This window comes from Streptomyces sp. NPDC102279 (assembly GCF_044766365.1).
Lineage (GTDB): Bacteria > Actinomycetota > Actinomycetes > Streptomycetales > Streptomycetaceae > Streptomyces.
The window spans coordinates 18,727-43,805 of record NZ_JBIWLU010000008.1 but is presented as its reverse complement, the minus strand read 5'-3'; the positions used below and the strand labels follow the sequence as shown (position 1 = coordinate 43,805).

At 69.8% G+C, this 25,079-nt stretch carries 19 protein-coding genes and 2 tRNA genes; 15 read left to right on the top strand and 6 right to left on the bottom strand.

Annotation, left to right across the window (positions count from 1 at the left end; translation table 11 throughout):
* Positions 1-241: 241 nt before the first annotated feature.
* Positions 242-826, top strand: a complete 585-nt coding sequence (locus tag ACIRQH_RS21390; RefSeq protein WP_358819328.1) for a biotin transporter BioY — start codon at positions 242-244, stop codon at positions 824-826.
* 157 nt (positions 827-983) lie between these two features.
* On the opposite strand, the gene ACIRQH_RS21385 is transcribed toward ACIRQH_RS21390, so the two are convergent.
* Entirely contained in the window at positions 984-1,703 is a 720-nt protein-coding gene (locus ACIRQH_RS21385) for an LPXTG cell wall anchor domain-containing protein (RefSeq protein WP_358819367.1), read from the bottom strand.
* 240 nt (positions 1,704-1,943) lie between these two features.
* Here ACIRQH_RS21385 and ACIRQH_RS21380 point away from each other — a divergent pair, with 240 nt between their 5' ends.
* Positions 1,944-4,967 carry a protein kinase gene (locus ACIRQH_RS21380; RefSeq protein WP_404226806.1) on the top strand — a complete coding sequence of 1,008 codons (3,024 nt, stop codon included), beginning with the start codon at positions 1,944-1,946 and terminating at the stop codon, positions 4,965-4,967.
* A 127-nt stretch (positions 4,968-5,094) separates the two neighbouring features.
* On the opposite strand, the gene ACIRQH_RS21375 is transcribed toward ACIRQH_RS21380, so the two are convergent.
* A complete protein-coding gene (locus ACIRQH_RS21375) occupies positions 5,095-6,582 on the bottom strand; it encodes an amino acid permease (RefSeq protein ID WP_358819326.1) in 1,488 nt (495 codons plus the stop codon).
* Positions 6,583-6,841: 259 nt separating this feature from the next.
* On the opposite strand from ACIRQH_RS21375, the gene ACIRQH_RS21370 reads away from it, so the two are divergent.
* Together ACIRQH_RS21370 and ACIRQH_RS21365 are read left to right on the top strand one after the other, a co-directional pair.
* Positions 6,842-7,330 (top strand): ribose-5-phosphate isomerase, encoded by a 489-nt coding sequence (locus ACIRQH_RS21370; RefSeq protein WP_358819325.1) that lies wholly within the window; start codon positions 6,842-6,844, stop codon positions 7,328-7,330.
* Between the two features lie 64 nt (positions 7,331-7,394).
* Positions 7,395-8,204, top strand: coding sequence for an Fpg/Nei family DNA glycosylase (locus ACIRQH_RS21365; RefSeq protein WP_388877808.1), 810 nt, complete (start codon positions 7,395-7,397; stop codon positions 8,202-8,204).
* 30 nt (positions 8,205-8,234) lie between these two features.
* Here the strand turns inward: ACIRQH_RS21365 and ACIRQH_RS21360 are convergent, their stop codons facing one another.
* Positions 8,235-9,464 carry a GNAT family N-acetyltransferase gene (locus ACIRQH_RS21360; RefSeq protein ID WP_404226805.1) on the bottom strand — a complete coding sequence of 410 codons (1,230 nt, stop codon included), beginning with the start codon at positions 9,462-9,464 and terminating at the stop codon, positions 8,235-8,237.
* Positions 9,465-9,633: 169 nt separating this feature from the next.
* Here ACIRQH_RS21360 and ACIRQH_RS21355 point away from each other — a divergent pair, with 169 nt between their 5' ends.
* Positions 9,634-10,806, top strand: a complete 1,173-nt coding sequence (locus tag ACIRQH_RS21355) for a PP2C family protein-serine/threonine phosphatase (RefSeq protein ID WP_358819322.1) — start codon at positions 9,634-9,636, stop codon at positions 10,804-10,806.
* A gap of 102 nt (positions 10,807-10,908) precedes the next feature.
* Complete coding sequence (locus ACIRQH_RS21350; protein WP_164369325.1) at positions 10,909-11,364, top strand: HD domain-containing protein; 456 nt, start codon at positions 10,909-10,911, stop codon at positions 11,362-11,364.
* Positions 11,365-11,540: 176 nt separating this feature from the next.
* Here ACIRQH_RS21350 and ACIRQH_RS21345 read toward each other — a convergent pair whose 3' ends face one another.
* On the bottom strand, positions 11,541-12,728 hold the full coding sequence (locus tag ACIRQH_RS21345) for an acyltransferase family protein (protein WP_358819321.1): 1,188 nt from the start codon (positions 12,726-12,728) through the stop codon (positions 11,541-11,543).
* Between the two features lie 646 nt (positions 12,729-13,374).
* Here ACIRQH_RS21345 and ACIRQH_RS21340 point away from each other — a divergent pair.
* On the top strand, positions 13,375-13,569 hold the full coding sequence (locus ACIRQH_RS21340) for a hypothetical protein (RefSeq protein WP_016435177.1): 195 nt from the start codon (positions 13,375-13,377) through the stop codon (positions 13,567-13,569).
* Between the two features lie 218 nt (positions 13,570-13,787).
* Here the strand turns inward: ACIRQH_RS21340 and ACIRQH_RS21335 are convergent.
* Positions 13,788-13,861, bottom strand: a tRNA-Gly gene (locus ACIRQH_RS21335).
* 162 nt (positions 13,862-14,023) lie between these two features.
* Between ACIRQH_RS21335 and ACIRQH_RS21330 the strand changes: the two genes are divergently transcribed.
* From ACIRQH_RS21330 to clpX, 5 genes are all read left to right on the top strand, one after another.
* Positions 14,024-14,100, top strand: a tRNA-Pro gene (locus ACIRQH_RS21330).
* Between the two features lie 200 nt (positions 14,101-14,300).
* Entirely contained in the window at positions 14,301-15,692 is a 1,392-nt protein-coding gene (gene tig, locus ACIRQH_RS21325) for a trigger factor (RefSeq protein ID WP_358819304.1), read from the top strand.
* Positions 15,693-16,112: 420 nt separating this feature from the next.
* Positions 16,113-16,718: an ATP-dependent Clp protease proteolytic subunit gene (locus ACIRQH_RS21320; RefSeq protein WP_261708795.1), complete on the top strand. Its 606-nt coding sequence runs from the start codon at positions 16,113-16,115 to the stop codon at positions 16,716-16,718.
* A 117-nt stretch (positions 16,719-16,835) separates the two neighbouring features.
* Entirely contained in the window at positions 16,836-17,516 is a 681-nt protein-coding gene (locus ACIRQH_RS21315) for an ATP-dependent Clp protease proteolytic subunit (protein ID WP_355863422.1), read from the top strand.
* A 160-nt stretch (positions 17,517-17,676) separates the two neighbouring features.
* Positions 17,677-18,963, top strand: a complete 1,287-nt coding sequence (gene clpX / locus ACIRQH_RS21310; protein ID WP_081221566.1) for an ATP-dependent Clp protease ATP-binding subunit ClpX — start codon at positions 17,677-17,679, stop codon at positions 18,961-18,963.
* Between the two features lie 156 nt (positions 18,964-19,119).
* Here clpX and ACIRQH_RS21305 read toward each other — a convergent pair whose 3' ends face one another.
* Positions 19,120-20,103: a hypothetical protein gene (locus ACIRQH_RS21305; protein ID WP_358819303.1), complete on the bottom strand. Its 984-nt coding sequence runs from the start codon at positions 20,101-20,103 to the stop codon at positions 19,120-19,122.
* Between the two features lie 136 nt (positions 20,104-20,239).
* On the opposite strand from ACIRQH_RS21305, the gene ACIRQH_RS21300 reads away from it, so the two are divergent.
* The 3 genes from ACIRQH_RS21300 to ACIRQH_RS21290 all read left to right on the top strand — a co-directional run bounded on the left by ACIRQH_RS21300 (position 20,240) and on the right by ACIRQH_RS21290 (position 25,074).
* On the top strand, positions 20,240-22,864 hold the full coding sequence (locus ACIRQH_RS21300) for a valine--tRNA ligase (RefSeq protein WP_358819302.1): 2,625 nt from the start codon (positions 20,240-20,242) through the stop codon (positions 22,862-22,864).
* A gap of 270 nt (positions 22,865-23,134) precedes the next feature.
* The gene (locus ACIRQH_RS21295) at positions 23,135-24,670 is read left to right on the top strand and encodes a bifunctional folylpolyglutamate synthase/dihydrofolate synthase (RefSeq protein ID WP_404226804.1); all 1,536 of its coding nucleotides are present in this window, start codon (positions 23,135-23,137) and stop codon (positions 24,668-24,670) included.
* 5 nt (positions 24,671-24,675) lie between these two features.
* On the top strand, positions 24,676-25,074 hold the full coding sequence (locus ACIRQH_RS21290) for a DUF4233 domain-containing protein (protein ID WP_358819300.1): 399 nt from the start codon (positions 24,676-24,678) through the stop codon (positions 25,072-25,074).
* Positions 25,075-25,079: the final 5 nt, after the last annotated feature.

The following is a 25,079-nucleotide window of genomic DNA, read 5'->3' as shown; positions in this document are numbered from 1 at the left end:
CCCGACAGTCACGCCCGGCGCCGGAACGCGGCATGGACCACGTCACCGCAGTGACCAGCATCACTTCCGCACGGGTGTACCGGCCGTTCTTTGTGAGGAGCCCACCAAGCTCCCGATCCGCCCTTTGTCGAGCGCTGACGGTGATCACCCGTACGCCCCTGGGATAGCGTCACCGTGTCCCGACCTGCCCTCCCCCCGAACTCCTCAGGAGTCCGGGGGTATCCCCCTCGCCGGAGTCCCCATGAGCACCGCTGCCGTCACGTCCTCCCGACCCGGCGAGGTCCTCGCCGACCTCCTCCCGGCCTCCCGCGTCCGCGACGTCGCCCTCGTGATCGGCGGTGCCGCGCTCACCGGACTCGCCGCCCAGATCTCGCTGCCCGTCCCGGGGTCCCCCGTGCCGGTGACCGGCCAGACCTTCGCCGCACTGCTCGTCGGCACGGCACTCGGCGCGCGCCGCGGTTTCCTGTCGCTCGCGGTGTACGCGCTGGTCGGCATGGCCGGCGTCCCGTGGTTCGCGGGCGGCGGCTCGGGTGCCGCGGCGCCGTCCTTCGGCTACGTCCTCGGCATGCTGCTCGCGTCGACGGTCGTCGGGTCCCTGGCCCGCCGTGGCGCCGACCGCTCGGTCCTGCGCATGGCGGGCACGATGCTGATCGGCGAGGCGATCGTCTACGCGATCGGCGTCCCCTACCTGGCCCTGGCCACCGGCATGTCGGCGAGCGCGGCCGTCGCGGCGGGCCTCACGCCGTTCCTGATCGGGGACGCGCTCAAGGCCGCTCTGGCCATGGGCGTGCTGCCGACGGCGTGGAAGCTCGTCGACAAGAAATGACGCTCGGCGCGTAGTGCGGCTCATCGAGCGAGAAGTGACGTCCTGGAGGACGTGACGTCCAGCGGAAGAGACGTTCAGCGGAAGAGGCCCGCCCGGGGGTGTCCCACCCCCTCCGGCGGGCCTCTTCCGCGTTCTCACCCGTGGACGGGCCCGGCGGTCACGCCTCCTCGCGCGGCCTGCGGCGGACCCACCACATCCCCGCCGCTCCGGCCGAGATCAGGGCCGCGCCCGCCGCACCGAACGGCAGGACCGAACTGCCCGGGCCGGTCTTCGGCAGCGAGTCCCCGCCCGGTGCCACCGGCTTGTTGTCCGTGCCCAGCAGCAGCGGGGTGGCCGGCGCGTCGGGCGACGGGTTCGTCGTTCCGAACGGAACCGGTCCCTGCTGCCAGTAGGTCTTCTTCCCGTCGCTCGTCTGGACCGGAAGACAGATCTTTCCGGTCTTCCCCAGATCGAACGTGGCGTCGACGGCGTACGATTTCGACTTGCCCACCGCGAGATTGCCGACGGAACAGACGAAACCACTGTTCGAGCCCTCCGGGAGATCCTTTTCTCCCATCGCCGTGCAGCCCTTGACATTCTTGACCTTCAGGCCGTCGAAACCGACCACCAAAAGCCTGACGTCGCCGCTTTCCTTTGCCCCTTCGTTCTTTACCGTGGCGGTAATTGCCGTCTTCTGCGTACTGTTGTCGACCGAGATCTTCGACGGCAGCAACGTGGTCACCTCGACGCCCGCCGGCGCCTTGTCCATCGCCTTGCCGCCCTTGCCGCTGCCCGGTCCCTGGTCGTCCGCGACGGCGGTGTGGGAAAGGATCATCACGGCCGAGAAACATGCCGTGAGCACGGATCCCGTCATGGTCGTCGTGTAACGAGAACGCATGTTCGCCCCCCTTGGCTGCGCCTGAATTCGCAGTACTTGAAGAGGTACCACAAGATTTCTCCGCACTATGCTGGTACGGGCTGAAGTGTGACCATTGTGTTTCTGCTGTTACGGGCGAATGTGGCTGATGTTGAGGGGGTGGGGGGATTGTCGGCGAACGTACAGGGTGGTGTTCCGGGATTATTGGTGACCGGGCGCTATCGACTGGTCGAGAGTATTGGCCAGGGGGGAATGGGGCGGGTGTGGCGAGCCGCCGACGAAATGCTCGACCGGCAGGTCGCGGTCAAGGAAATGCGCATAGACGGACTTGATCCCGAGGACACCCGCACGCGCCGGGAGCGCACCCTGCGCGAGGCGCGGGCCACGGCCCGCATCGACCATCCGGGCGTCGTCCGCATCTACGACGTGGTGGACGCGAGCGAGCGGCTGTGGATCGTCATGGAACTTGTCGCAGGCCGCTCCCTCGAACGGGTCGTGGCCGAGGACGGCCCGCTGGACCCGCGTGAGGCCGCGCGCGTCGGCCTCGAACTGGTCGGCGCGCTGCGGCAGGTGCATGCCGGGGGAGTGCTGCACCGCGACATCAAGCCGGGCAACGTGCTGGTCGAGCGCGCCGGCCGGCGACGCGTCGTCCTCACCGACTTCGGCATCGCCGCGCTGCAGGACGCCGAGGCGCTCACCATGGCGGGGATGCTCGTCGGCTCCCCCGACTACATGGCGCCCGAGCGGATCTCCGGCCGCCCGCAGGGGCCACCCTCCGACGTGTGGTCACTCGGCGCCACCCTGTGCGCCGCCCTCGGCGGCCGTTCCCCGTTCTCGCGCGCCACCACGTACGCGACCCTGCACGCGGTCCTCTACGAGGAGCCGGTCCTCCCGGCGGCTGCCGGTGCGTTGCGGGACATCCTGGCCGCCCTCCTGGAGAAGGAGCCGGACACCCGGCCCGGCCTGGAGGAACTGGAGTCGGCCCTGGAGGAGATCGCCCGGCCCCCGGCCGCCGGCACGGCAGCCACCCGCCCGTTGACGGAGGGCCCGGAGTACGACTTCACCAACGGCGTCGAGTTCGGCCCCGCGTACGGCCGGACACGGAACGAAGACCTGGAGCGCCCCCCGGACTCCGGGCACGGACCCGGACGTCCTTCGGCCCCCGAGCAGGACGCGGGCCGCCCTTCCACCCCCGACCACGGCCCGGTCCCCCACCGCCCTTCGACCCCGGAACGGGACCGGACCCCGCAGAGTCCTTCGACTCCGGTACACGGCACGGCGACTCCGGGCGCCGGACACGGACGGGGCCACGAGCCCACGCCGGCCTCCGAGCCCGGTCAGCTCCCCGCGGCGACCCCGAGTCCCGATCACGCACCGGATCCTGCCCGCACCGCCGGCCCGCGTTCCGGGCAGGCACCGGCATCCGCACCCACGCCGGGCACCGGCCGCGGACGCGCTCCCGCTGCCGCTCCCGGCCCAGGGGGTGAACCGGACGCGGCTCCCCTCTCTCCTCCGCGTTCCGGGCAGGCTCCCGGGTCCGCACCCGAGCAGGACGCCCGCCACGGCGAGGGCCCCGGGGTGAGTCGGGGTCCCGATCGCGAACCCGACGCCGCCCGCGCCCCCCGTCCTGCCCGTGGACCTGATTCCAGCCCGGGTTACCAGCCCACCGTCGTCTCCCCGAGCGAGCCGATCCCCGAGAGCAGTCCGGTGCCGCCCGTGCGGGAGCCCGAGCCCCGGGCCACCGCTCCCTACACCCCTGTGCCGGCACCGTCCACCTCCTCGCCGCCCGCGTCGGCCCCGGCTCACGACTCCGCTCCAGGACGCCCCTCCGCATCCGGTTCCTCCGCATCCGAACCGCACTCGACGCACCAGCCCGTGGTGGACCGGAACCACGTGTCGGCCACGCCCGAGCCGACCTCGGGGCCCGTCCCCGACCCGTCGCCGACGCGCGAACCCGGCCGCGGGCGCCGCTCCTCGCGTCAACCCGCCCCCGATGCACGGCAGATGTCCGAGCCCGCCGCGGATCCCCCGGCCAGGTCGGCTCCTCCCGAGGCCGATTCGGAACGCGGACCGGAGAAGACTCCCGACCCGGAGCCCGCGCCCGCATCGTCACCCACGCGCGCGTTGCTGGATGCCCGGCGCATCCGGGCGACGCAGCTTCCCGCTGACCTTCCCGAAGCCACTCCGCCCCCGGAGGAGTCGCCCTCGGACGGCCCGGCGGAGTACTCCTCGCCCGTGGAGGACGTCCCCCTCGACGAGGGGACACCCACCGCCCCCCGGCAGCACCACTCCGTACAGGACGCCGTCCCGGTCACGCGCACGCCGGCCCGCACGAGTGCGCCCGACCTCCGGAAGCGCCCACGGGCACGTTCCGCGGCGGGTGTTGCGGCGAGCGACGCCGAGGCCCTCACCCGGGACCGCGATCTGCCGGCCACGGCCAACGTCTCCAGCGAGGCCGCGTCCGAGCCGAGTGGGGAACCCCGTTCGGAGACCCCGTCCCAGCTGCCCACAGCGCCGGTGTCCGTACTGCCGCGACCGGGTGAACTCCCGATCCCCGCAGCGCAGTCGGCTTCCGCGCCCGGCGCGGGGTACGGCGACGTCGACGTCGTGGGCAACGGCGGTGAGGGCGGCGGCGGGCCGGGGGGCCGGCGGGGTGGCAGGCGCCGTGTCGTCCTGGCAGCCGCCGGTGTGGTTGTCGCGGGGGCGGTCGCCGGGATCGTCATCGCGCTGTCGGGCAGCGGATCGCCCGAGGGCGGGAGTGCCGCGTCACCGGGAGCCTCGTCCGCGGCGACCGCCTCGTCCACGGGCGGAGGCCCCACGTCCGCCTCGCCCACCGTCGAGGGCACCTCGCGCCCGCCCAGCCTGCCCCCGGGAGCGCACCGGGAGGCCGGGGGATACGCGTGGGTGACGCCGAAGGGCTGGCGGCGCGATCTGCAGACGGGCTCGGAGGTGCACTACACCTCACCCGACGGCGCCCAGGAACTCGCGGCCAAGTCCTCCCTCGCCAAGGGGAACCTGATGGACACCTGGCAGACCTCGGAGCAGAACGCCCGGCAGGGCCAGGACTACCGGAAGATCCGGCTGGAGGAGACGACGTTCCAGGGCCGGCCCGCGATCGTCTGGGAGTACACGTTCACGATAAAGGGCGTGCGCTGGCACGCCCGGCTGCTCGGCTTCGACGTCGAGGGGAAGTCGTACCAGATCAACACCTGGTACCACCGGGACGTCGAGGACCAGGCCGTCGCGACCTACAACCAGGTCAAGAAGAGCTTCACCGTGCTGTGAACGTGGACGAGCGCCGAGCCCCGGGACGAGGAAGCGCGAGGAAGAGAAGACACCGGCAGGGGACACAGGCAGAGGGGCCCGCGGCGCAGTGCCGCGAGCCCCTCTCCCTTCAGGCCAGGAGGGCGGGTCAGGCGCCGACCTCGGCCTGCTCCTCGTCGCGCGACGCGCTCGGAAGCGGTCGCGCGGCCGAGGACGAACCCGCGCCGATCTTCTGCCGGACGACGGCGATGACCAGCACGATCGCCGCGACCAGCAGCGACAGCAGCACGGTCGTACGGCCGTCGTGCTCGGTGTCGGTCAGCATGTAGCCGAGGACGAAGACGATCACAGCCGCGGTCGCCCACGTCAGGTACGGGTAGAGCCACATCTTCACGACGAGCTTCTCCGGCGCCTCGCGCTCGATGATCTTCCGCATGCGCAGCTGCGAGAAGCAGATGACGAGCCACACGAACAGGGCGACCGCACCGGAGGAGTTCACCAGGAAGAGGAAGACCGAGTCCGGGAACTTGTAGTTGAAGAAGACGGCGACGAAGCCGAACACGACCGAGACGACGATGGCGATCATCGGCACACCGCGGCGGGTGGTCCGGGCGAAGGCCTTGGGCGCGTCCCCGCGCTCACCGAGCGAGAACGCCATCCGGGAGGCCGTGTAGAGACCGGAGTTGAGGCAGGACAGCACCGAGGTCAGCACGATGAAGTTCATGATCTGACCGGCGTGCGCGATCCCGAGGGAGTCCAGGGCGGCGACGTACGAGCCCTTGCCCTTGATCGACGGGTCGTTCCACGGCACCAGCGTGATGACGACGAGGATCGAGCCCAGGTAGAAGACGGCGATACGCCAGATGATGCTGTTCGTCGACTTGGTGACGGCCCGCTGCGGGTCCGAGGACTCGCCGGCCGCGAGCGTCGCGATCTCGCTGCCCATGAAGGAGAAGACGACCAGCAGCACACCGGTGAGGATCGCGCCGGGCCCGTGCGGCAGGAACCCGCCGTGCTCGCTCAGATTGCCCACCCCCGCCTTGTCGGCGTGGACCCCGGGCAGCACCCCGAAGATCGCGAGGGCGCCGACGACGATGAACGCGCCGATCGCCACGACCTTGATCCCGGCGAACCAGAACTCGAACTCGCCGTACGAGCCCACGGAGACCAGGTTCGTCGCGGTCAGGACGATCATCACGATGAGCGCCCAGCCCCACTGCGGTACGGCGGGCATCCATCCTTCGAGGATCGTGGCGCCGGCGGTGGCCTCCACGGCCAGCACCACCACCCAGAAGAACCAGTACAGCCAGCCGATGGAGAAGCCGGCCCAGCGGCCGAGGGCGCGGTCGGCGTGCGCGGAGAACGAACCCGAGGTCGGGTTGGCGGCGGACATCTCGCCGAGCATGCGCATCACCAGCACCACGAGCGTGCCGACGAGCGCGTACGAGAGGAGGATTCCGGGGCCCGTGGTGGCGATGCCGGTGCTGGAACCGACGAAGAGTCCGGCTCCGATGACACCGCCGATGGCGATCATCGTCAGGTGACGGTTCTTGAGTCCGGCCTGGAGGCCGCCGCCGGGTTCTCCGGGGCCTCCTGGCGCCTGTGCGGCCTTCGTGGGGGTCGGCTGCGAGGTCATGAGGGGGATTCCTTTGCGCCGGATGAGCAGATTCCCGTACACGGCGTCCCATCCGTACGAGCGGTGTACGGGGAACGCATCGCTCCATCGTGTGGACCGGCGTACGAGTTGGTCCAGTGAAACGGAGGCAAAGGAATTCGTGAACCTTTGAATCCAGATCGTTACTTGAGGTTTCCTTGAGGTTCTGTAGTATTGCTCACGTTTTTCCGCCGTCAGCCCCGGCGAGACCGGACCGGGAGGGGCGTGGCACACTCGGACCATGCGCGTGTATCTCGGCTCCGATCATGCCGGTCTCGAACTGAAGAACCACCTCGTCGAGTGGCTCAAGGCCGCGGGCCATGAGCCCGTCGACTGCGGGCCCCACATCTACGACGCCCAGGACGACTACCCGCCGTTCTGCCTCCGCGCCGCCGAGCGCACCGTGGCGGACCCGGACTCCCTCGGCATCGTCATCGGCGGCTCCGGCAACGGCGAGCAGATCGCCGCGAACAAGGTCGCCGGCGTACGGGCCGTACTCGCCTGGAGCGAGGAGACCGCCGCGCTGGGACGCGAGCACAACAACGCCAACGTGATGTCCGTCGGTGCCCGCATGCACACCGAGGAAGAGGCGACGAAGTTCGTCGAGACCTTCCTCGGCACCCCCTTCACCGGCGAGGAGCGGCACGTCCGCCGCATCCAGATGCTCGCGGACTACGAGACGACGCGGGAACTCCCGCCCATCCCGGCCCACCACCCGCAGCAGCCGTAGGACCGCGGAACCGTTCCGGGCCCGGGATTCCGGGCCCCGGGACGAAGGACAACCAGGAGGACCCGTGCCCGAAGGGCACACCATCCACCGGCTCGCCCAGGACTACCTCGGCGCGTTCGGCGGCCGCGCGGCCCGCGTCACCAGCCCCCAGGGCAAGTTCAGCGACGCCGCCGCCCTCCTCGACGGGTCCGTCCTCACCACGGCGGAGGCCCACGGCAAGCACCTCTTCCTCGGCTTCCGCGACGCCGAGTGGATCCACATCCACCTCGGCCTCTTCGGCAAGGTCGGCTTCGGCGCCACGCCCGCCCCGCCGCCCACCGACACCGTCCGCCTGCGCCTCGCGAACGACACCGTGTACGTCGACCTGCGCGGCCCCACCACCTGCGCCCTCATCACCGACGAGGAGAAGGGTGCGATACACGACCGGCTGGGCCCCGACCCGCTGCGCCCCGACGCCGACCCCGCGGCGGCCCACCGCCGGATCTCCCGCAGCCGTACGACGATCGCCGCCCTGCTGATGGACCAGAAGGTCATCGCGGGCGTGGGCAACGTCTACCGCGCCGAGGTCCTCTTCCGGCACGGCATCGATCCCTACCGGGCGGGCAAGGACCTCCGGGCGCGGGAGTGGGACGCGATCTGGGCGGACCTCGTGGCCCTCATGCGCGAGGGCGTCCGCACCAACCGCATCGACACGGTCCGCCCGGAACACACCCCCGACGCCATGGGCCGGCCGCCGCGCGTGGACGACCACGGCGGCGAGGTCTACGTGTACCGCAGGGCCAACCTGCCCTGTCACCTCTGCGGTGGCGAGATCCGCACCGCCGCTCTCGCCGCCCGCAACCTGTTCTGGTGCCCGGCCTGCCAGCAGGCCTGACACCGGTCCGGCCCGGAGCCCAGGCCTTCTCTAGAACCCGTGCGGCAGCCAGGGCGCGACCACCGAGGTGAACGCCGTCGACGCCTCCGCCAGCGCACCCTGGCGCAGCTCCCGCACCCGCCCGGCCGCCGCGAGCGAGGCGAGCGGTACACCGCCCAGGTACGCCGCACCCAACTCCCGTACGGACAGCGCCAGATCGGGTGAATCCCCGGTCCGGACGCACGAGGCGCCCTTCGCGTCACCGGTGAGCCGCCAACACCCCTCGTTCCAGGGGCCGAAGGAGTCCTCGACCTCCAACACCACGTCCACCGGCGCCTGATACGTCCGCGCCTCCAGCGCCGCGCCGACGTCGACGAGCCGCACATGCAGCGCGTCCTTCATCCGCACCTGACAGCGCCGGATGTCCGAGACCAGGTGCTGCCAGTCCTCGTCCACGGGACGGCCCCGGGTGCGCAGCGTCGTCGTCAGGTCGACGTCGAACAGGAACCGCCACAGGGCAGCCCGCGCCGGCGGGTCGATCCCCTCCAGGTCCTCCAGCCGCACCACGCCGTCGTGCCCCGCCGGACCCCAGCCCGGCTTGACCCGGAAGCGCGTGTAGCCGACCGCCGAGCCGTCCCGCTCGGCGACCACACACTGCAGAGGGGACGCGCCGTCCCGCTCGCCCTCCGGGTCGAGCACCTGGAGCCGCTCCCAGCCCGGCTGCCGGGCCAGCATCCCGGGACGTTCCGGCACACGCAGCGCGTACACCGCCTCGCACAGGTCGAGGACGTCGCCCGGCGCCGCGTATCGCAGTCGTACGTCGTCGGTCCCGGCCGGTACGGACAGCCGCACGCGGTCGGTGTCGATCTCGGCGCCGATCTGCAGGGTCCCGATGCCGTAGCCGAACCGGCCGTAGATCGCCGGTTCCGACGCGGTCAGCACCGCGATCGGCTCGTTTCCCGCACGGAGATCGTCCAGCTGCCGCCGCATCATCGCGGTGAGCACCCCGCGCCGCCGGTGCGTCGCGGCGACACTCACCATCGTCACCCCGGCGGCCGGCACCGAGGCGCCGCCCGGGACGGTGACGCGGAAGGAGAAGGCCCCCGCCGTACCCACACACTCCTCGCCGTCCCACACGCCGAGCGAACGGTCGTACTCTGTGAGCGCGTTCCACAGTTCGCGCTCCTCGGACGACTCCGCCACACCTCCGAACGCGCGGATCAGGTTCTCGTACCACTTGTCCCAGTCGGCCTGCCGGAGCACCCGGACGTCAGTCGTCATAGCCCATGCCTACCAGGGCAATGCGGTACGAGCGAGGGAATTTCGCCCGCTGCCGAGCCCCTGACCGGAACGTGTCGGTGAAGTTCTCTGTGAAGTTGAGCGCTCGGACGGGGGACAAGTGGGACCTCCCGTGCCAAGCACCTGGTCCGATGGATAGGGTCCCGAACTAATGGCAGCAGGACGAGAGCGGCGCTCGGAGGCCGATACGTTCGCGGCCCGGTTGAAGAAGCAGTGGCACCGGGCCCGCACAGGGCTGCGCAGATCCGCCGTGGACTACTTCCGCGGCGACGGTTCCGACTGGATCGCCCTCGCCGGCCTGCTCATCACGATCCCCTTGATCGCCGCCACCACTCTGGTGAACTCGGTGTGGTGCTCACCCGCCGTCCTCGTCCTGCCGATCGTCGCCGGCGGCCTGCTGCTCCGCCCGGCGAGCCTGCTCGGGCTGTACGCGGCGGCCGCCACCGCGCTCATAGTCGAGTCCGTGAAGCTCGGCCCCTATACGGAGGGCCCCTCCCGGGTCACTCCCGGTGTGGTCCTGGTCGTCGCGGCCTGCGGTTTCTTCGGCCTGCTGATCGCCCAGTTCCGCAGCCGGGTCGGCGTGCCGTGGCGACGCGGCGGCACCATGCTCTTCGACCTGCGCGAACGCATCCGGGTGCAGAGCAAGCTGCCGCAGCTCCCCGTGGGCTGGCACCGCGAGATGGCGCTGCGCCCGGCGGGCGGCCAGTCGTTCTCCGGCGACTTCGTCGTGGCCGCCCGGACGAACGGCGGCCGGACCCTCGAAGTCGTCCTCACGGACGTCTCCGGCAAGGGGATGGACGCCGGCTCCCGTGCCCTGCTGCTGTCCGGAGCCTTCGGCGGCCTGCTCGGCTCGCTCCCGCCGCACGCCTTCCTCACCGCCGCCAACGGTTATCTGCTCCGGCAGGACTGGGACGAGGGCTTCGCCACCTCGATCCACCTGGTGCTCGACCTCGACTCGGGCGACTACGAACTCTTCTCCGCCGGGCACCCGCCGGGCCTCCAGCTCAGCGCGGGCAGCGGCCGCTGGGAGGAGAAGGCCGCGGAGGGCCCCCTCCTCGGTGTGTACGACGGTGCCCAGTTCGACCCGGTGAAGGGCTCACTCCGGCCCGGAGACGTGTTGATGCTGTTCACGGACGGTCTGGTCGAAACCGCCGAACGCGACATCGTCGAGGGCATCGACCGGCTCACCGGCGAGGCCGACCGCTATGTCGCCGGCGGCTTCCACGGAGCCGCCTGGCATCTCATCGAGGCCGTCGCCAAGGACGTCAACGACGACCGGGCCCTGCTGCTGATCTGCCGCGAGGGCCTGACCCCGGTGCGTTGACCCGGGGCCCGATCCGCGGCCCGGTCGGGACGGCAGGCCCCGGACGTCAGGGTTTTTCGGCAAGAAGGCGGCAGCGGCGTGTTCCGAGGGGACACTGAACCCGTGACGCAACCTCTCCTGACCCTCGCCGAAGTCGAGGCGCTCGCCCGCACGGCGCACGCCGCCCAGACCGACAAGGCCGGCCGCCCGTACGCCGAGCACCTCCAGGCGGTGGCGGACGGCGTCCGCGAACGCGGCGGCGACGAAGACCAGATAGCGGCGGCCTGGCTGCACGACGCCGTCGAGGACGACGCCCTCTCCGAGGAGTGGCTGACCGAAGCCGCGCTGACCCCTCGTACGAAGGACATCGTGCTGGCGCTCACCAAACAGGACGGCGAGTCCGCGGAGGCCTACGCGCGCCGCATCCGCACCACCCGCGGCGCCCTCCTGGTCAAGGCTTCCGACCTGGCGCACAACGCGGACCCGGTCCGCCTCGCGGTCCTCGACGAGCACACCCGGGCCCGCCTGACGAAGAAGTACGCGGCGATGCGCTCCCTGCTGGGACTCCCGCCCGCCTGAACGGCCGTACCCGCGCCGCCACCCGGCCGCTTCGTGCCGCTGTCCGGAGAGCACACCCGCGCCCACGCACGAGGGCGGGCCCGGGATCTCTCCCGGGCCCGCCCTCCGTCATGTCCCTCGCCGACCGGCCGCGCAGTGGCGGGTCGGTTCCCGCCGGCCGGTCGTGCGCCGTCTCCCTAGGCGTTGGCCTTGGCCCGCTCCCGGGCCAGTTCCGCCGCGTCCTGCTTGAAGGCCCACGCCATCTCCGGCTCCATCGCGAAGCGGAACATCCGCTGGACGGGCCGGGTGCACAGCACGGTGATCAACGCCGCCGCGACGACCGTCACGAAGATCTCGCCGACGGGGGTCTGCACCCAGCTGTGGTCGAGCCAGTTCCACTGCCGGGAGGCGCGGACCACGAACCCGTGTAGCAGGTAGCCGTACAGCGTGCCGGCGCCGAGCGCCGTGAACCAGTACTGACGCCCGGGGACCCAGGCGAAGAAGCACGCGGTGAGCAGGAGCGAGCAGCCGAAGAGCGCCAGCGTCATGACCACACCCGCCCACCACGGAGCACCGAGTTCCTGCGCCGCGTCGCGGTGGTAGAACCAGGAGTCGTTCATGCGCGGCGCCGCCCAGTAGCCCACGGCCAGGGCGACGGCGACGACGGGCACCGACAGGACGCGCACCTCGCGGCGGCGCACCATCTGGAAGTGCTCGGGCTTCATGACCAGGCCGAGCACGAAGAACGGCAGGAACTGCAGGACCCGTTGGAGGTCGAGGTCGTTGCCGATCTCCGGCGAGACGCACGCGAGCGCGGAGAGGCCCAGCGCCAGCGGCACGGGCCAGCGGACCAGCTTCCACAGCGGGGCCGTCAGCCGCCAGATGAACAGCGCGATCAGGAACCAGGTGAGATACCAGGGATCGAGCAGACTGATCGTCTGGTCCGCGTTGCCTCCGACATAGCGGTCGAACACCGAGTACGCGGTCTCGAAGAGGACGTAGGGGACGACGACGCCGGTGACGAGCCGCTTCAGGCGGTCGGGGCGCATGTCGAAGTTCCGCGAGAAGTAGCCGGAGATGATGATGAAGGCCGGCATGTGGAAGCCGTAGACGATGACATAGAGCGCGTCGACCGTGCGGCTCTGTCCCTTGAGCGGCTCCCAGGTGTGGCCCATGGCCACGAGCACGATCGCCAGGTACTTGGCGTTGTCGAAGAAGGCGTCGCGGCTCTTGCCGGACTTGCCGCCCGGTGCGGGGCCCGCGGTCGCGGGGGCTGCCGCGGGGGGCGGCTGGGGCCAGCGCGGGCTCGGCACCCCGTCCTTCGGTTGCACCGCCGGAGGGAGTGGCGACCCGGTGCGGCCCTGGGGTCGGAGTGTGTTGGTCACAGGCCCTCCCGCCACGAACTTCCGGGGGCGGTCCTGAGCCTCGCTGCGCATACGGGAGACGTGGCGTGGTGGGACATCTGAGGCACCCTAGCGTTCTCTGTGTGTTCTCGTAAAACCTTCGATCTCATTCCTGCTATCGCCTGCGTCTACCCCGGATTTGAAGATGTGTGCCTGTCGATTCGTACAAGATCGCGTATGCCGATTCCCTTGCCAGGAAGGGGTGTTCTGTCCCGCTTCATCCTGACTAAATAGTGCATAACGCCCGCGGGCGACTCTGGTCTTATGTCCGGTTCATTAGGCTTTAGTTACCCGTCTCGGGCACCCGTGGTGTGCCTGTGGCAACAATTCGAATTACCTGCGAACAGGGTGTGTGGACATGGCAACGACCTCTATTAATTGACTGTGAGAGCCGCGGTCGAATTGCCGTACGAGGCTTCGGAGTCGGCTCCCGGCGTGAGGGCGCGGACGGGCGCGCGCCGCCGTGAACCGGTGGGTCCTTGGTCAGCTCTTGGGTCTGTCCTTGGCCAACGATGCGTCACCTGCCGCATACGAACGGCTCGTTGGTGGCACGATGGTTCTGGCGGGGGTGTGCGGGGCTGCACCTCCGGGCCGGGAGTGCGGGACCGACCGTAGGGTGTGATCAGTTGTGGCCATTTCGCTGTCAGTGGTGCTGCTGTTGGCGATCATCCTCGTGGTACTGATCCGAGGAGGATCGATCAAGGCGGGACCTGCCATCGTCGCGGTGCTCTTCGGCTTCTTCCTCGCGTCGACCGGCATGGCCCCGTCCATCAACCGGTTCCTCAACTCGATAGCGGAGACGATCAACTCGATCAGTTTCTGAGGCCGCCGGCCACCGAACCTTCCGCGGACACCTGCGACGGGGGTCGCCTCGGCGTCGGCATCCGGGGATCCCTGCGAGCGGGTCACCCCTGATGCGGCCCTCGGGGCCTCGACGGGCGGGACGCGGGGAGCGGCGGCGGCCGACCGGCACACGCAAAGCCCCGGGAACGACCGAGGGCCAGGCAGAGGAACGAACCTCTGGCCTGGCCCTACGTCATATGGAGCGGGCGACGGGAATCGAACCCGCGTAGCTAGTTTGGAAGACTAGGGCTCTACCATTGAGCTACGCCCGCACAGGGTGCGCCGCAGGTCAGCGACCGCGGCACTGGATGCATCGTAGCGGGTCGGCCCCCCTCGGCGCACACCCCGATTCCGTCCGCGTCATCCGCCGTGTCGGCCCCGCGAAATGCGGCAGCCGCACCGCTTGCGGGCATGTACCCTACGTGTCGCACCGACGGGGTGTGGCGCAGCTTGGTAGCGCGTCCGCTTTGGGAGCGGAAGGCCGTGGGTTCAAATCCCGCCACCCCGACCACCGGCAGAACAGCCGGGGCCCTGCCTCGGCAAGATCGCCTTTTGGGGCGTGTACCGCCTGCGGCTAGTATGCAAACTGCGTGCCCGTATGTCTGCACTGTTACGTCTCTCAAGGGCCGCGCATCCGCCCCGGGCACGTGCCCGACCGGCAGAAGCACGCAGCAGAACCCCCCAAGAAGTCAGCCACAAGGAGACCGAACCGTGAAGAGCGCCGTGGAGACCCTGAACCCGACTCGGGTTCGGCTCACTGTCGAGGTGCCCTTCGAGGAGCTCAAGGACAGCCTCGACGCGGCGTACAAGAAGATCAACCAGCAGGTCACGGTGAAGGGGTTCCGGAAGGGCAAGATCCCGGCGCGCATCATCGACCAGCGGTTCGGTCGCGGCGCCGTGCTCGAAGAGGCCGTCAACGACGCGCTCCCGAAGTTCTACACCGAAGCGGTCAACGAGGCTGAGCTGAACGTCCTCGGCCAGCCCGAGGTCGACATCACCGAGCTGAAGGACGGCGAGACGCTGAACTTCACCGCCGAGGTCGACATCCGTCCCGCTATCGAGATCCCGGACTACTCGGGCATCGAGGTCGAGGTCGACGCGGTCGAGGTCAGCGACGAGGACGTCGAGAAGGCCGTGTCCGACCTGCGTGAGCGCTTCGCCTCGACCTCCCCGGTCGAGCGCGCCGCCCAGGACGACGACGTCGTCACCCTCGACCTGGAGGCCAAGGTCGACGGCGAGGTCCTCGAGGACGGCGTCGCCAGCGGCGTCTCGTACACCATCGGCTCGGGCGAGCTGCTCGACGGCATCGACGAGGCCGTGAAGGGCCTGGAGGCCGGTGGCGAGACCACCTTCGCCTCCGAGCTCAAGGGCGGCTCCGCCACGGGCAAGGAGGCCGAGGTCACCGTCAAGGTCACCCAGGTCGCCGCCCGTGAACTGCCCGAGCTGGACGACGAGTTCGCGCAGCTCGCCTCCGAGTTCGACACCCTCGACGAGCTGAAGGCCGACAGCCGCAAGCGCCTCGAGAACATGAAGCAGTACGACCAGGCCACGCAGGCCCAGGAGCGCGTCCTGGAGAAGCTGCTCGAGCTCGTCGAGGTGCCCGTCCCCGAGAAGCTGCTCGCGGACGAGATCAACACCCGCAAGCACAACCTCGAGCACCACCAGCTCGGCCAGATGGGCCTCGACCTCGCGAAGTACCTGGAGATCCAGGGCAAGACCGAGGAAGAGTTCGACGCCGAGACCAAGGAAGCCGCGGTCAAGGGCATCAAGACGCAGTTCGTCCTCGACGAGCTCGTCAACAAGGAGAAGCTGAACGTCAACCAGGAGGAGCTCACCGAGCACCTCATGCGGCGCGCGCAGTCCTCCGGCATGTCCCCCGACCAGTTCGCGCAGGCCGTCGTCGAGGGCGGTCAGGTCCCGATGCTCGTCGGCGAGGTCGCCCGCGGCAAGGCCCTCGCGGTCGTCGTCGAGGCCGCCACGGTCAAGGACACCAACGGTGAGGTCGTCGACCTGGACGACGACGAGGACGAGACGGCCGAGACCGTCGAGGCCGGCACCGAGGACGAGGCCACCACCGAGGCCGAGGACAAGCCCGAGGCCTGATCACCTCATCTTGTACGCCTGAACGCCGATGGGCCCCGGAGACGCTTTCGTCGCCGGGGCCCATCGGCGTACCCAGGGGTGCCCGGAACCGCGCGCAACCCCGCCGTGCCGCCCCCGCCCCGCGGCCCGGACGCAGTGGACAGTGCGGCCGTTCGAGGGCCCCACGGGCTCCCGCAGCCCCTCCGGAGGCGGGACCAAAACCCCGGTCAGGGCAGCGCAGCGCATGCGCTCACAGCGAACAGTTCCCTCTGCGGGATTCCCCGGAGGGACCCGCGCGTTAGGGTCCATGAATACGAGGGCAGGGGAGTCCCCGAAGCCGCCCCGAGCGGTGTATAGCACCGGGGTCCCACGCCCCCAGCAGAAGACGTGAGACGGCCCGGCGCCGTCGTAAGACGAGCAGGTGGATACGTGACGAATCTGATGCCCACAGCTGCCGGCGACCCCATCGGTGGTGGCCTCGGCGACCAGGTCTACAACCGACTGCTCGGCGAGCGGATCATCTTCCTCGGCCAGGCGGTCGACGATGACATCGCCAACAAGATCACGGCGCAGCTGCTGCTCCTTGCCTCCGACCCGGACAAGGACATCTACCTCTACATCAACAGCCCCGGCGGATCGATCACGGCCGGCATGGCGATCTACGACACCATGCAGTACATCAAGAACGACGTGGTGACGATCGCGATGGGCATGGCGGCCTCGATGGGCCAGTTCCTGCTCAGCGCGGGTACGCCCGGCAAGCGCTTCGCCCTGCCGAACGCCGAGATCCTGATCCACCAGCCGTCCGCGGGTCTCGCGGGCTCGGCCTCGGACATCAAGATCCACGCCGAGCGGCTGCTGCACACCAAGAAGCGGATGGCGGAGCTGACCTCCTTCCACACCGGTCAGACCGTCGAGCAGATCACTCGTGACTCGGACCGCGACCGCTGGTTCGACCCGATCGAGGCCAAGCAGTACGGCCTCATCGACGACATCATGCCCACCGCTGCCGGAATGCCGGGCGGCGGCGGCACCGGGGCGGCGTAAGCCCCTCCAGCGCCCCCGGAGGCGGCGCAGGGCCCCTCGTCGCCCCCGGGTGACACAGGGCCCCGGCGCGGCCCCCAGCCGACCGCTCAGCCCTTTTCAGGCTTTTCAGGAGACACAGTGAACGACTTCCCCGGCAGCGGCCTCTTCGCCCGCACTGAGGCCGAGTACACCGGTCCTCGTGCGGAGTCCCGCTACGTCATCCCGCGCTTCGTCGAGCGCACCTCGCAGGGCGTGCGTGAGTACGACCCGTACGCGAAGCTGTTCGAGGAGCGCGTGATCTTCCTCGGCGTGCAGATCGACGACGCCTCAGCCAACGACGTCATGGCGCAGCTGCTGTGCCTGGAGTCGATGGACCCCGACCGTGACATCTCGGTCTACATCAACAGCCCCGGTGGCTCGTTCACGGCCCTCACGGCCATCTACGACACGATGCAGTTCGTGAAGCCGGACGTCCAGACGGTCTGCATGGGTCAGGCCGCCTCGGCCGCCGCGATCCTGCTGGCCGCCGGCACCCCGGGCAAGCGCATGGCGCTCCCGAACGCCCGCGTGCTGATCCACCAGCCCTACAGCGAGACCGGCCGCGGACAGGTCTCGGACCTCGAGATCGCCGCCAAGGAGATCCTCCGGATGCGTTCGCAGCTGGAAGACATGCTGGCCAGGCACTCGACCACGCCGATCGAGAAGATCCGCGAGGACATCGAGCGGGACAAGATCCTCACGGCTGAGGACGCGCTCGCGTACGGCCTGATCGACCAGATCATCTCCACCCGGAAGATGAACAACTCGGCGGTTGTCTGACGTACCGCTGTATCGTCTGCCGTTCCCTGGCGCGGTTCGCTGCGAAGTGAACCGCGCCGAGGGGGGCCCGAACGAGGGGCTCGGCAAGGTACCGTCGGACATAAGGCAGCACCAGGAGCCGCTGGATCCAGGCGACTCCCAGGCGAAGGGGAAGCACACCGTGGCACGCATCGGTGACGGCGGCGATCTGCTCAAGTGCTCGTTCTGTGGCAAGAGCCAGAAGCAGGTCAAGAAGCTCATCGCAGGCCCCGGTGTGTACATCTGCGACGAGTGCATCGATCTCTGCAACGAGATCATCGAGGAAGAACTCGCGGAGACGAGCGAGGTGCGCTGGGAGGAACTCCCCAAGCCCCGCGAGATCTACGAGTTCCTCGAGGGCTACGTGGTCGGGCAGGAGTCCGCCAAGAAGGCGCTCTCCGTCGCGGTGTACAACCACTACAAGCGCGTCCAGGCCGGCGAGAACAGCGCGGGCCAGAACCGCGAGGACGCCATCGAGTTGGCGAAGTCCAACATCCTTCTGCTGGGCCCCACGGGTTCCGGCAAGACGCTCCTCGCCCAGACCCTCGCGCGCATGCTGAACGTTCCGTTCGCCATCGCGGACGCGACGGCGCTGACGGAGGCGGGATACGTCGGCGAGGACGTCGAGAACATCCTGCTGAAGCTCATCCAGGCCGCCGACTACGACGTCAAGAAGGCCGAGACCGGGATCATCTACATCGACGAGATCGACAAGGTGGCCCGCAAGAGCGAGAACCCGTCGATCACGCGTGACGTGTCCGGCGAGGGTGTCCAGCAGGCCCTGCTCAAGATCCTCGAGGGCACGACGGCCTCGGTCCCGCCGCAGGGCGGCCGCAAGCACCCGCACCAGGAGTTCATCCAGATCGACACGACGAACGTCCTGTTCATCGTGGGCGGAGCCTTCGCGGGCCTGGAGAAGCTCATCGAGTCCCGGGCGGGCGCCAAGGGCATCGGCTTCGGCGCGACGATCCGCTCGAAGCGGGAGCTGGAGTCCAAGGACCAGTTCGAGGACGTCATGCCGGAGGACCTGGTCAAGTTCGGCATGATCCCCGAGTTCATCGGGCGTCTCCCGGTGATCACCTCGGTCCACAACCTGGACCGCGAGGCCCTGCTGCAGATCCTGGTCGAGCCGCGCAACGCGCTGGTCAAGCAGTACCAGCGCCTCTTCGAACTCGACGGCGTGGAGCTGGACTTCGAGCGTGAGGCACTGGAGGCCATCGCCGACCAGGCCATCCTCCGCCAGACCGGCGCGCGAGGCCTGCGCGCGATCATGGAGGAAGTCCTCCAGGCCGTGATGTACGAGGTCCCGTCCCGCAAGGACGTCGCCCGCGTCGTCATCACCGCCGACGTCGTCCTGTCGAACGTCAACCCGACCCTGATCCCGAGGGACGCCCGCCGCGGCGGGCCGGGCGAGCAGAAGACGGCGTAACGCGACACCTGACGCAGAAGGGGCGCCCGGCGGAATTCCGCCGGGCGCCCCTTTCTCTTGAGCGAACACCGCCTGTCAGGGGGCCTGAGCGCGTAGCGGATACGCACGGAGGGGCGCGGCCGCCCGGCCGCGCCCCTCCTCATGCGCGGCGAACCGCTAGGCCTTGACGCGGACGTCCTTGCGGAACTTGGCGGTGAGGTCGGCCGCCTCACTCAGATCGGGGCTCTTGCCCGTCATGGCGGCGGCCAGGTCGACATCGATGATGACGCCGAGGGTGCTGTGGTCGCCCCAGATGCACACCGGCATGTGGATCTCGCTCGGACCGGATCCGGACGTGTCGGTGTCCTTGACCTTGGTCTCCTGGCACTTGAGCACCGCGCCGTCGAGACCGCTCGGCGTGTACGCCTTCGGGCTGCCGACGACCTCGCCGTCACCGTCCTTGGTGGCGCCCTTCTTCATCTCGGTGAACATGCCGTCGACGACCGCCTCGGGGTCGTCGATGTCGCCGTACACACCCATGAAGTTGATCATCTTCAGCGCCAGCGGGTTGTTCTTGTCCCCGGACTGGTATCCGGCGTGCACGTCCTGGGCGTTCTTCACGCCGTGCTTCTCGGCGTCCTTGACGTCGTTCGCGTCGAAGCCGCCGCTGTCGGCGTCGCTGGACTTCTTGTACTCACCGCCGAGGACCGTCGCCGGCGTCGTCAGCTTGTGCGGGCCGTCGTCCGCGACGTTCGCACCGCCGCCACCCCCGCCGATCGCGAAGTACACGCCCACGGCTATCGCCGCGACCACGGCGACGCCGCCGATGATCAGGCCCGTCTTCTTCTTGCCGCCGGACGGCACCGGCGGCATCGGGGCGGAGTTGTACGGGGGCTGGCCGTACGGGGGCTGCTGGCCGTACGGAGGGGTCTGCGGCTGGCCGGGCTGCGGGGCCTGCTGCGGGTAGCCGTAACCAGGCTGCGCCGGGGGGGCCTGCTGCGGGTACCCGTAGCCCGGCTGCGGAGCCTGCTGCGGCGGCTGACCGTAGGGGCCCGGCTGACCGTAGGGCCCCGGCTGTGGGGGCTGCCCGCCGCCCGGCTGACCGTACGGTCCGGGCTGCTGGGGCTGCCCGCCGTACGGGCCCGGCTGGTTGTAGCTCATTTCTGGGTTCCCCTCCAGATGCTTATGTGTTCCTGACATCCTGGCGCACAGGGCGAGGGGCCAGGTCTCCGGGGGCCGCACCGTTACGAAGTAATCCCGTTTCGGGACACGGGTGTGACGCCCCTAAACTGACCCCGTGACCGAGAACTCTCAGCAGCCGCAAGCAGCGCCCACCTCCGAACTGCCGACCCAGTACGCGCCGGCCGATGTAGAGGGGCCGCTCTACGAGCGCTGGGTAGAACGGGGTTACTTCGAGGCGGACGCCAAGAGCGACAAGCCGCCGTTCACGGTCGTCATCCCGCCGCCGAACGTCACGGGCTCCCTCCACCTCGGCCACGCCTTCGAGCACACCCTCATCGACGCCCTCACCCGCCGGAAGCGCATGCAGGGCTTCGAGACGCTGTGGCAGCCCGGCATGGACCACGCCGGCATCGCCACGCAGAACGTCGTCGAGCGGGAGCTCGGCAAGGAGGGCAAGTCCCGGCACGACCTCGGCCGGGAGGCGTTCGTCGAGCGTGTCTGGCAGTGGAAGGCCGAGTCCGGCGGGCAGATCTCCGGGCAGATGCGCCGCCTCGGCGACGGCGTCGCCTGGTCGCGTGAGCGCTTCACCATGGACGAGGGCCTCTCCCAGTCCGTCCAGACCATCTTCAAGAAGCTCTACGACGACGAGCTGATCTACCGCGCCGAGCGCATCATCAACTGGTGCCCCCGCTGTCTGACCGCCATCTCGGACATCGAGGTCGAGTACCAGGACGACGACGGCGAGCTGGTCTCCATGAAGTACGGGGACGGGGACGACGCCATCGTCGTCGCCACCACCCGTGCCGAGACGATGCTCGGTGACACCGCCGTCGCCGTCCACCCCGACGACGAGCGGTACAGGCACCTCGTCGGCAAGCTCATCCGCCTCCCGCTGACCGAACGGTTCATCCCGGTCGTCGCGGACGAGCACGTCGACCCCGAGTTCGGCACCGGCGCCGTCAAGGTGACGCCCGCCCACGACCCGAACGACTTCGAGATCGGGCAGCGCCACGACCTGCCCAACATCGCCGTCATGGACGAGCACGCCGTCATCACGGTCCCCGGTCCCTTCCAGGGCCTGGACCGTCTGGAGGCCCGCTCCGCCATCGTCGCCGCCCTGCGCGCCGACGGCCGGATCGTCGCCGAGAAGCGGCCCTACCTCCACTCGGTCGGCCACTGCTCGCGCTGCAAGACCACCATCGAGCCGCGCCTGTCCATGCAGTGGTGGGTCAAGGTCGGCCCGCTCGCGAAGGCCGCCGGCGACGCGGTCCGCGACGGCAAGGTCAAGATCCACCCGCAGGAGATGGAGAAGCGCTACTTCGACTGGGTCGACAACCTCCACGACTGGTGCATCTCGCGGCAGTTGTGGTGGGGCCACCGCATTCCGGTCTGGTACGGGCCGGGCGGCGAGATCGTCTGCGTCGGCCCGGACGACGAGGCCCCCACGGGCGAGGGCTGGCACCAGGACACCGACGTCCTCGACACCTGGTTCTCCTCCGGCCTGTGGCCGTTCTCCACGCTCGGCTGGCCCGAACAGACCGAGAGCCTCGCGAAGTTCTACCCGAACTCCGTCCTCGTCACCGGCTACGACATCCTCTTCTTCTGGGTCGCCCGGATGATGATGTTCGGCCTGTACGCGATGGACGGCACCCCGCCGTTCCACACCATCGCCCTGCACGGCATGGTCCGCGACCAGTTCGGCAAGAAGATGTCCAAGTCCTTCGGGAACGCGGTCAACCCGCTGGACTGGATGGACAAGTACGGCAGCGACGCCCTCCGTTTCACGCTCGCGCGCGGTGCCAACCCCGGCGTCGACGTGCCGATCGGCGAGGACTGGGTCCAGGGCTCGCGCAACTTCGCGAACAAGATCTGGAACGCCACCCGCTTCGCGCTGATGAACGGCGCGACGGTCGAGGGCGAACTCCCGCCCGCCGAGGAGCTGTCGGCCACCGACCGCTGGATCCTGTCCCGGCTGAACGCCACGGTCGCCGAAGTGGACGCCCTCTACGACGACTTCCAGTTCGCCAAGCTGTCGGACGCCCTGTTCCACTTCGCCTGGGACGAGGTCTTCGACTGGTACGTCGAGCTGTCCAAGACGACGTTCATGGCGGGCGGCGAGCCGGCGAAGGTCTCCGGCCGGGTCCTCGGAGAGGTCCTCGACGTCACACTGCGGCTGCTCCATCCGATCGTCCCGTTCGTCACGGACACGCTCTGGACGACCCTCACGGGTGGCGAGTCCGTCGTCATCGCCGAGTGGCCCAAGGACAGCGGCTTCCGCGACCCCGCCGCCGAGCGGGAGATCGAGTCCCTCCAGTCGGTGATCACCGAGGTCCGCCGCTTCCGCAACGACCAGGGCCTCCAGCCCGGTCAGCGGGTCCCGGCCCGGCTGGCCCTCGACGGGACGGCGCTGGCCCCCCACGAGGCGGCCATCCGCCAGTTGCTGCGTCTCCAGCCGGAGGGTGACAGCTTCGCGGCCACCGCGACCCTGCCGGTGGCCGGGGCCACGGTCGCGCTCGACCTGTCGGGCACGATCGACGTCGCCGCCGAGCGCAAGCGGCTCGCCAAGGACCTCGCCGCCGCCGAGAAGGAGAAGGCCCAGGCGAACGCCAAGCTCGGCAACGAGGCGTTCCTGGCGAAGGCCCCCGATCAGGTGGTGGACAAGATCCGCACGCGCCTGGCCAAGGCGGACGAGGACATCGCCCGCATCCAGGACCAGCTGACGCGCCTGCCCCAGGCGTAGTCACTCGGCCCCGCGCAGACGAAGGCCCCCGGACCACTCGGTCCCGGGGGCCTTCGCCGTGCGGGGCCAGCCTTCCTGGCCCCCTCCGCCCCTGCCCGTCCCCTGCCCAGGGCGCCGCCCCACGACCCGGCTTCGGCCTGAACGGCCTTGTCCCCAATCGCCGGACGGGCCAAGAGGTTCAGCCCCTCCGGCGCCCCGCGTCGGGCAGGAGCGCAGGGGGCGCAAACCCCCACACGCCCGCACACCCCGCCCTCTCCGTAGACTGGCCCCGTGAGCGACCTCCCCCCGCACGACAGCAGCGCGTCCGACGACCCGGAGCGTGATCCGCTCGGTCTCTTCGAGGAGATCGTCGAGGCCGAGACCGACCGAGACCCCGATCTCGCGGTGATCGCGGCAGGCAGCCGCACCCTGCGTACCCAGGGCCACGACGACCGGCAGGCCGATGTGCCCGCCCGCCCCATCGACCCCGAGGTCGACAAGGCGTTGCGCGAGGTCGAGACGGAACTGGCCGGCCGCTGGGGCGAGACCAAGCTGGAGCCCTCCGTCGACCGGATCGCCGCCCTGATGGACGTCCTCGGCGAGCCGCAGCGCGCGTACCCCTCGATCCACATCACGGGCACGAACGGCAAGACGTCCACGGCCCGCATGATCGAGGCGCTGCTGAGCTCCTTCGACCTGCGCACCGGGCGCTACACCAGCCCGCACGTCCAGTCGGTCACCGAGCGGATCAGCCTGGACGGGGCGCCGATCTCCGCCGAGCGGTTCATCGAGACGTACAACGACATCAAGCCGTACATCGAGATGGTCGACGGTCAGCAGGAGTACCGGCTGTCCTTCTTCGAGGTGCTGACCGGCATGGCCTACGCGGCCTTCGCCGACGCGCCCGTGGACGTCGCCGTCGTCGAGGTCGGCATGGGCGGCAGCTGGGACGCCACGAACGTGATCGACGGCGACGTCGCCGTCGTGACCCCCATCGACCTCGACCACACCGACCGGCTCGGCGAGACGCCCGGTGAGATCGCCGTCGAGAAGGCCGGGATCGTCAAGCAGGACTCCACCGTGATCCTGGCCCAGCAGCCGGTCGACGCGGCCCAGGTGCTGCTGAAGAAGGCCGTCGAGGTCAACGCGACCGTGGCCCGCGAGGGCCTGGAGTTCGGCGTCGTCGCACGCCACGTCGCGGTCGGCGGACAGCTCCTGACGCTGCGCGGTCTCGGCGGGGAGTACGAAGAGGTGTTCCTGCCGCTGCACGGCGGCTACCAGGCGCACAACGCGGCCGTGGCGCTCGCCGCGGTCGAGGCGTTCTTCGGCGTCGGCTCGGCGCACGCCGAGCGGCTGGACATCGACACCGTGCGCAAGGCGTTCGCCTCCGTCACCTCGCCGGGACGGCTGGAGATCGTCCGCCGGTCGCCGACCGTGGTGCTCGACGCCGCGCACAACCCGGCCGGCGCCCGGGCCACCGCCGAGGCGGTGAGCGAGGTGTTCGACTTCAGCAGGCTCATCGGGGTCGTCGGCGCGAGCGGCGACAAGAACGTACGGGAGCTGCTGGAGGCCTTCGAGCCGATCTTCGCCGAGGTCGTCGTCACGCAGAACTCCAGCCACCGCGCGATGGACGCGGACGAGCTGGCCGGGATCGCCGTCGAGGTCTTCGGCGACGACCGGGTGCAGGTCGAGCCGCGGCTCGACGACGCGCTGGAGGCCGCGATCACGCTCGCCGAGGAAGAGGGCGAGTACGCGGGCGGCGGCGTGCTGGTCACCGGATCCGTCATCACGGTCGGCGAGGCCCGACTGCTCCTGGGGAGGGGCTGACTGTCGTGCGTACGCTCTGTGCTTCCACGCTGATCGGCGAGTTCTTCGTCATCGGTTTCGCCGGGCTCGTCGCCATGAAGGAACCCGATCTGTCCACGGCCACGGTCTGGACGGTCTGCGGGATCCTGATGGCGCTGAGCGTGCTGTTGTGCGGCATGATCACGCGGCCCGGCGGTGTCCAGCTCGGCTGGGCGCTGCAGATCCTGCTGATCGCCGGGGGCTTCTTCGTCCCGTCGATGTTCGTCCTGGGCGCGATCTTCGCCGCCCTGTGGTGGGCGTCCGTCCACTACGGGCGGAAGATCGACGAGGCCAAGGCGCGGTTCGCCGCCCAGGCCGAGTCTGCGGGGGAGCGGACCCCGTCCCAGTCGCAGGCCCAGGCGGAGGCGGGCGGAACGCCGGCGTAGTCCCG

What these genes read in the sequence shown, in the direction of transcription:
- ACIRQH_RS21390 (WP_358819328.1), top strand. Translation starts at nt 242, where the DNA reads ATGAGCACCGCTGCCGTCACGTCCTCCCGACCCGGCGAGGTCCTCGCC.
- ACIRQH_RS21375 (WP_358819326.1), bottom strand. Translation starts at nt 6,582, where the DNA reads ATGACCTCGCAGCCGACCCCCACGAAGGCCGCACAGGCGCCAGGAGGC.
- ACIRQH_RS21370 (WP_358819325.1), top strand. Translation starts at nt 6,842, where the DNA reads ATGCGCGTGTATCTCGGCTCCGATCATGCCGGTCTCGAACTGAAGAAC.
- ACIRQH_RS21385 (WP_358819367.1), bottom strand. Translation starts at nt 1,703, where the DNA reads ATGCGTTCTCGTTACACGACGACCATGACGGGATCCGTGCTCACGGCA.
- ACIRQH_RS21355 (WP_358819322.1), top strand. Translation starts at nt 9,634, where the DNA reads ATGGCAGCAGGACGAGAGCGGCGCTCGGAGGCCGATACGTTCGCGGCC.
- ACIRQH_RS21320 (WP_261708795.1), top strand. Translation starts at nt 16,113, where the DNA reads ATGCCCACAGCTGCCGGCGACCCCATCGGTGGTGGCCTCGGCGACCAG.
- ACIRQH_RS21360 (WP_404226805.1), bottom strand. Translation starts at nt 9,464, where the DNA reads ATGACGACTGACGTCCGGGTGCTCCGGCAGGCCGACTGGGACAAGTGG.
- ACIRQH_RS21305 (WP_358819303.1), bottom strand. Translation starts at nt 20,103, where the DNA reads ATGAGCTACAACCAGCCGGGCCCGTACGGCGGGCAGCCCCAGCAGCCC.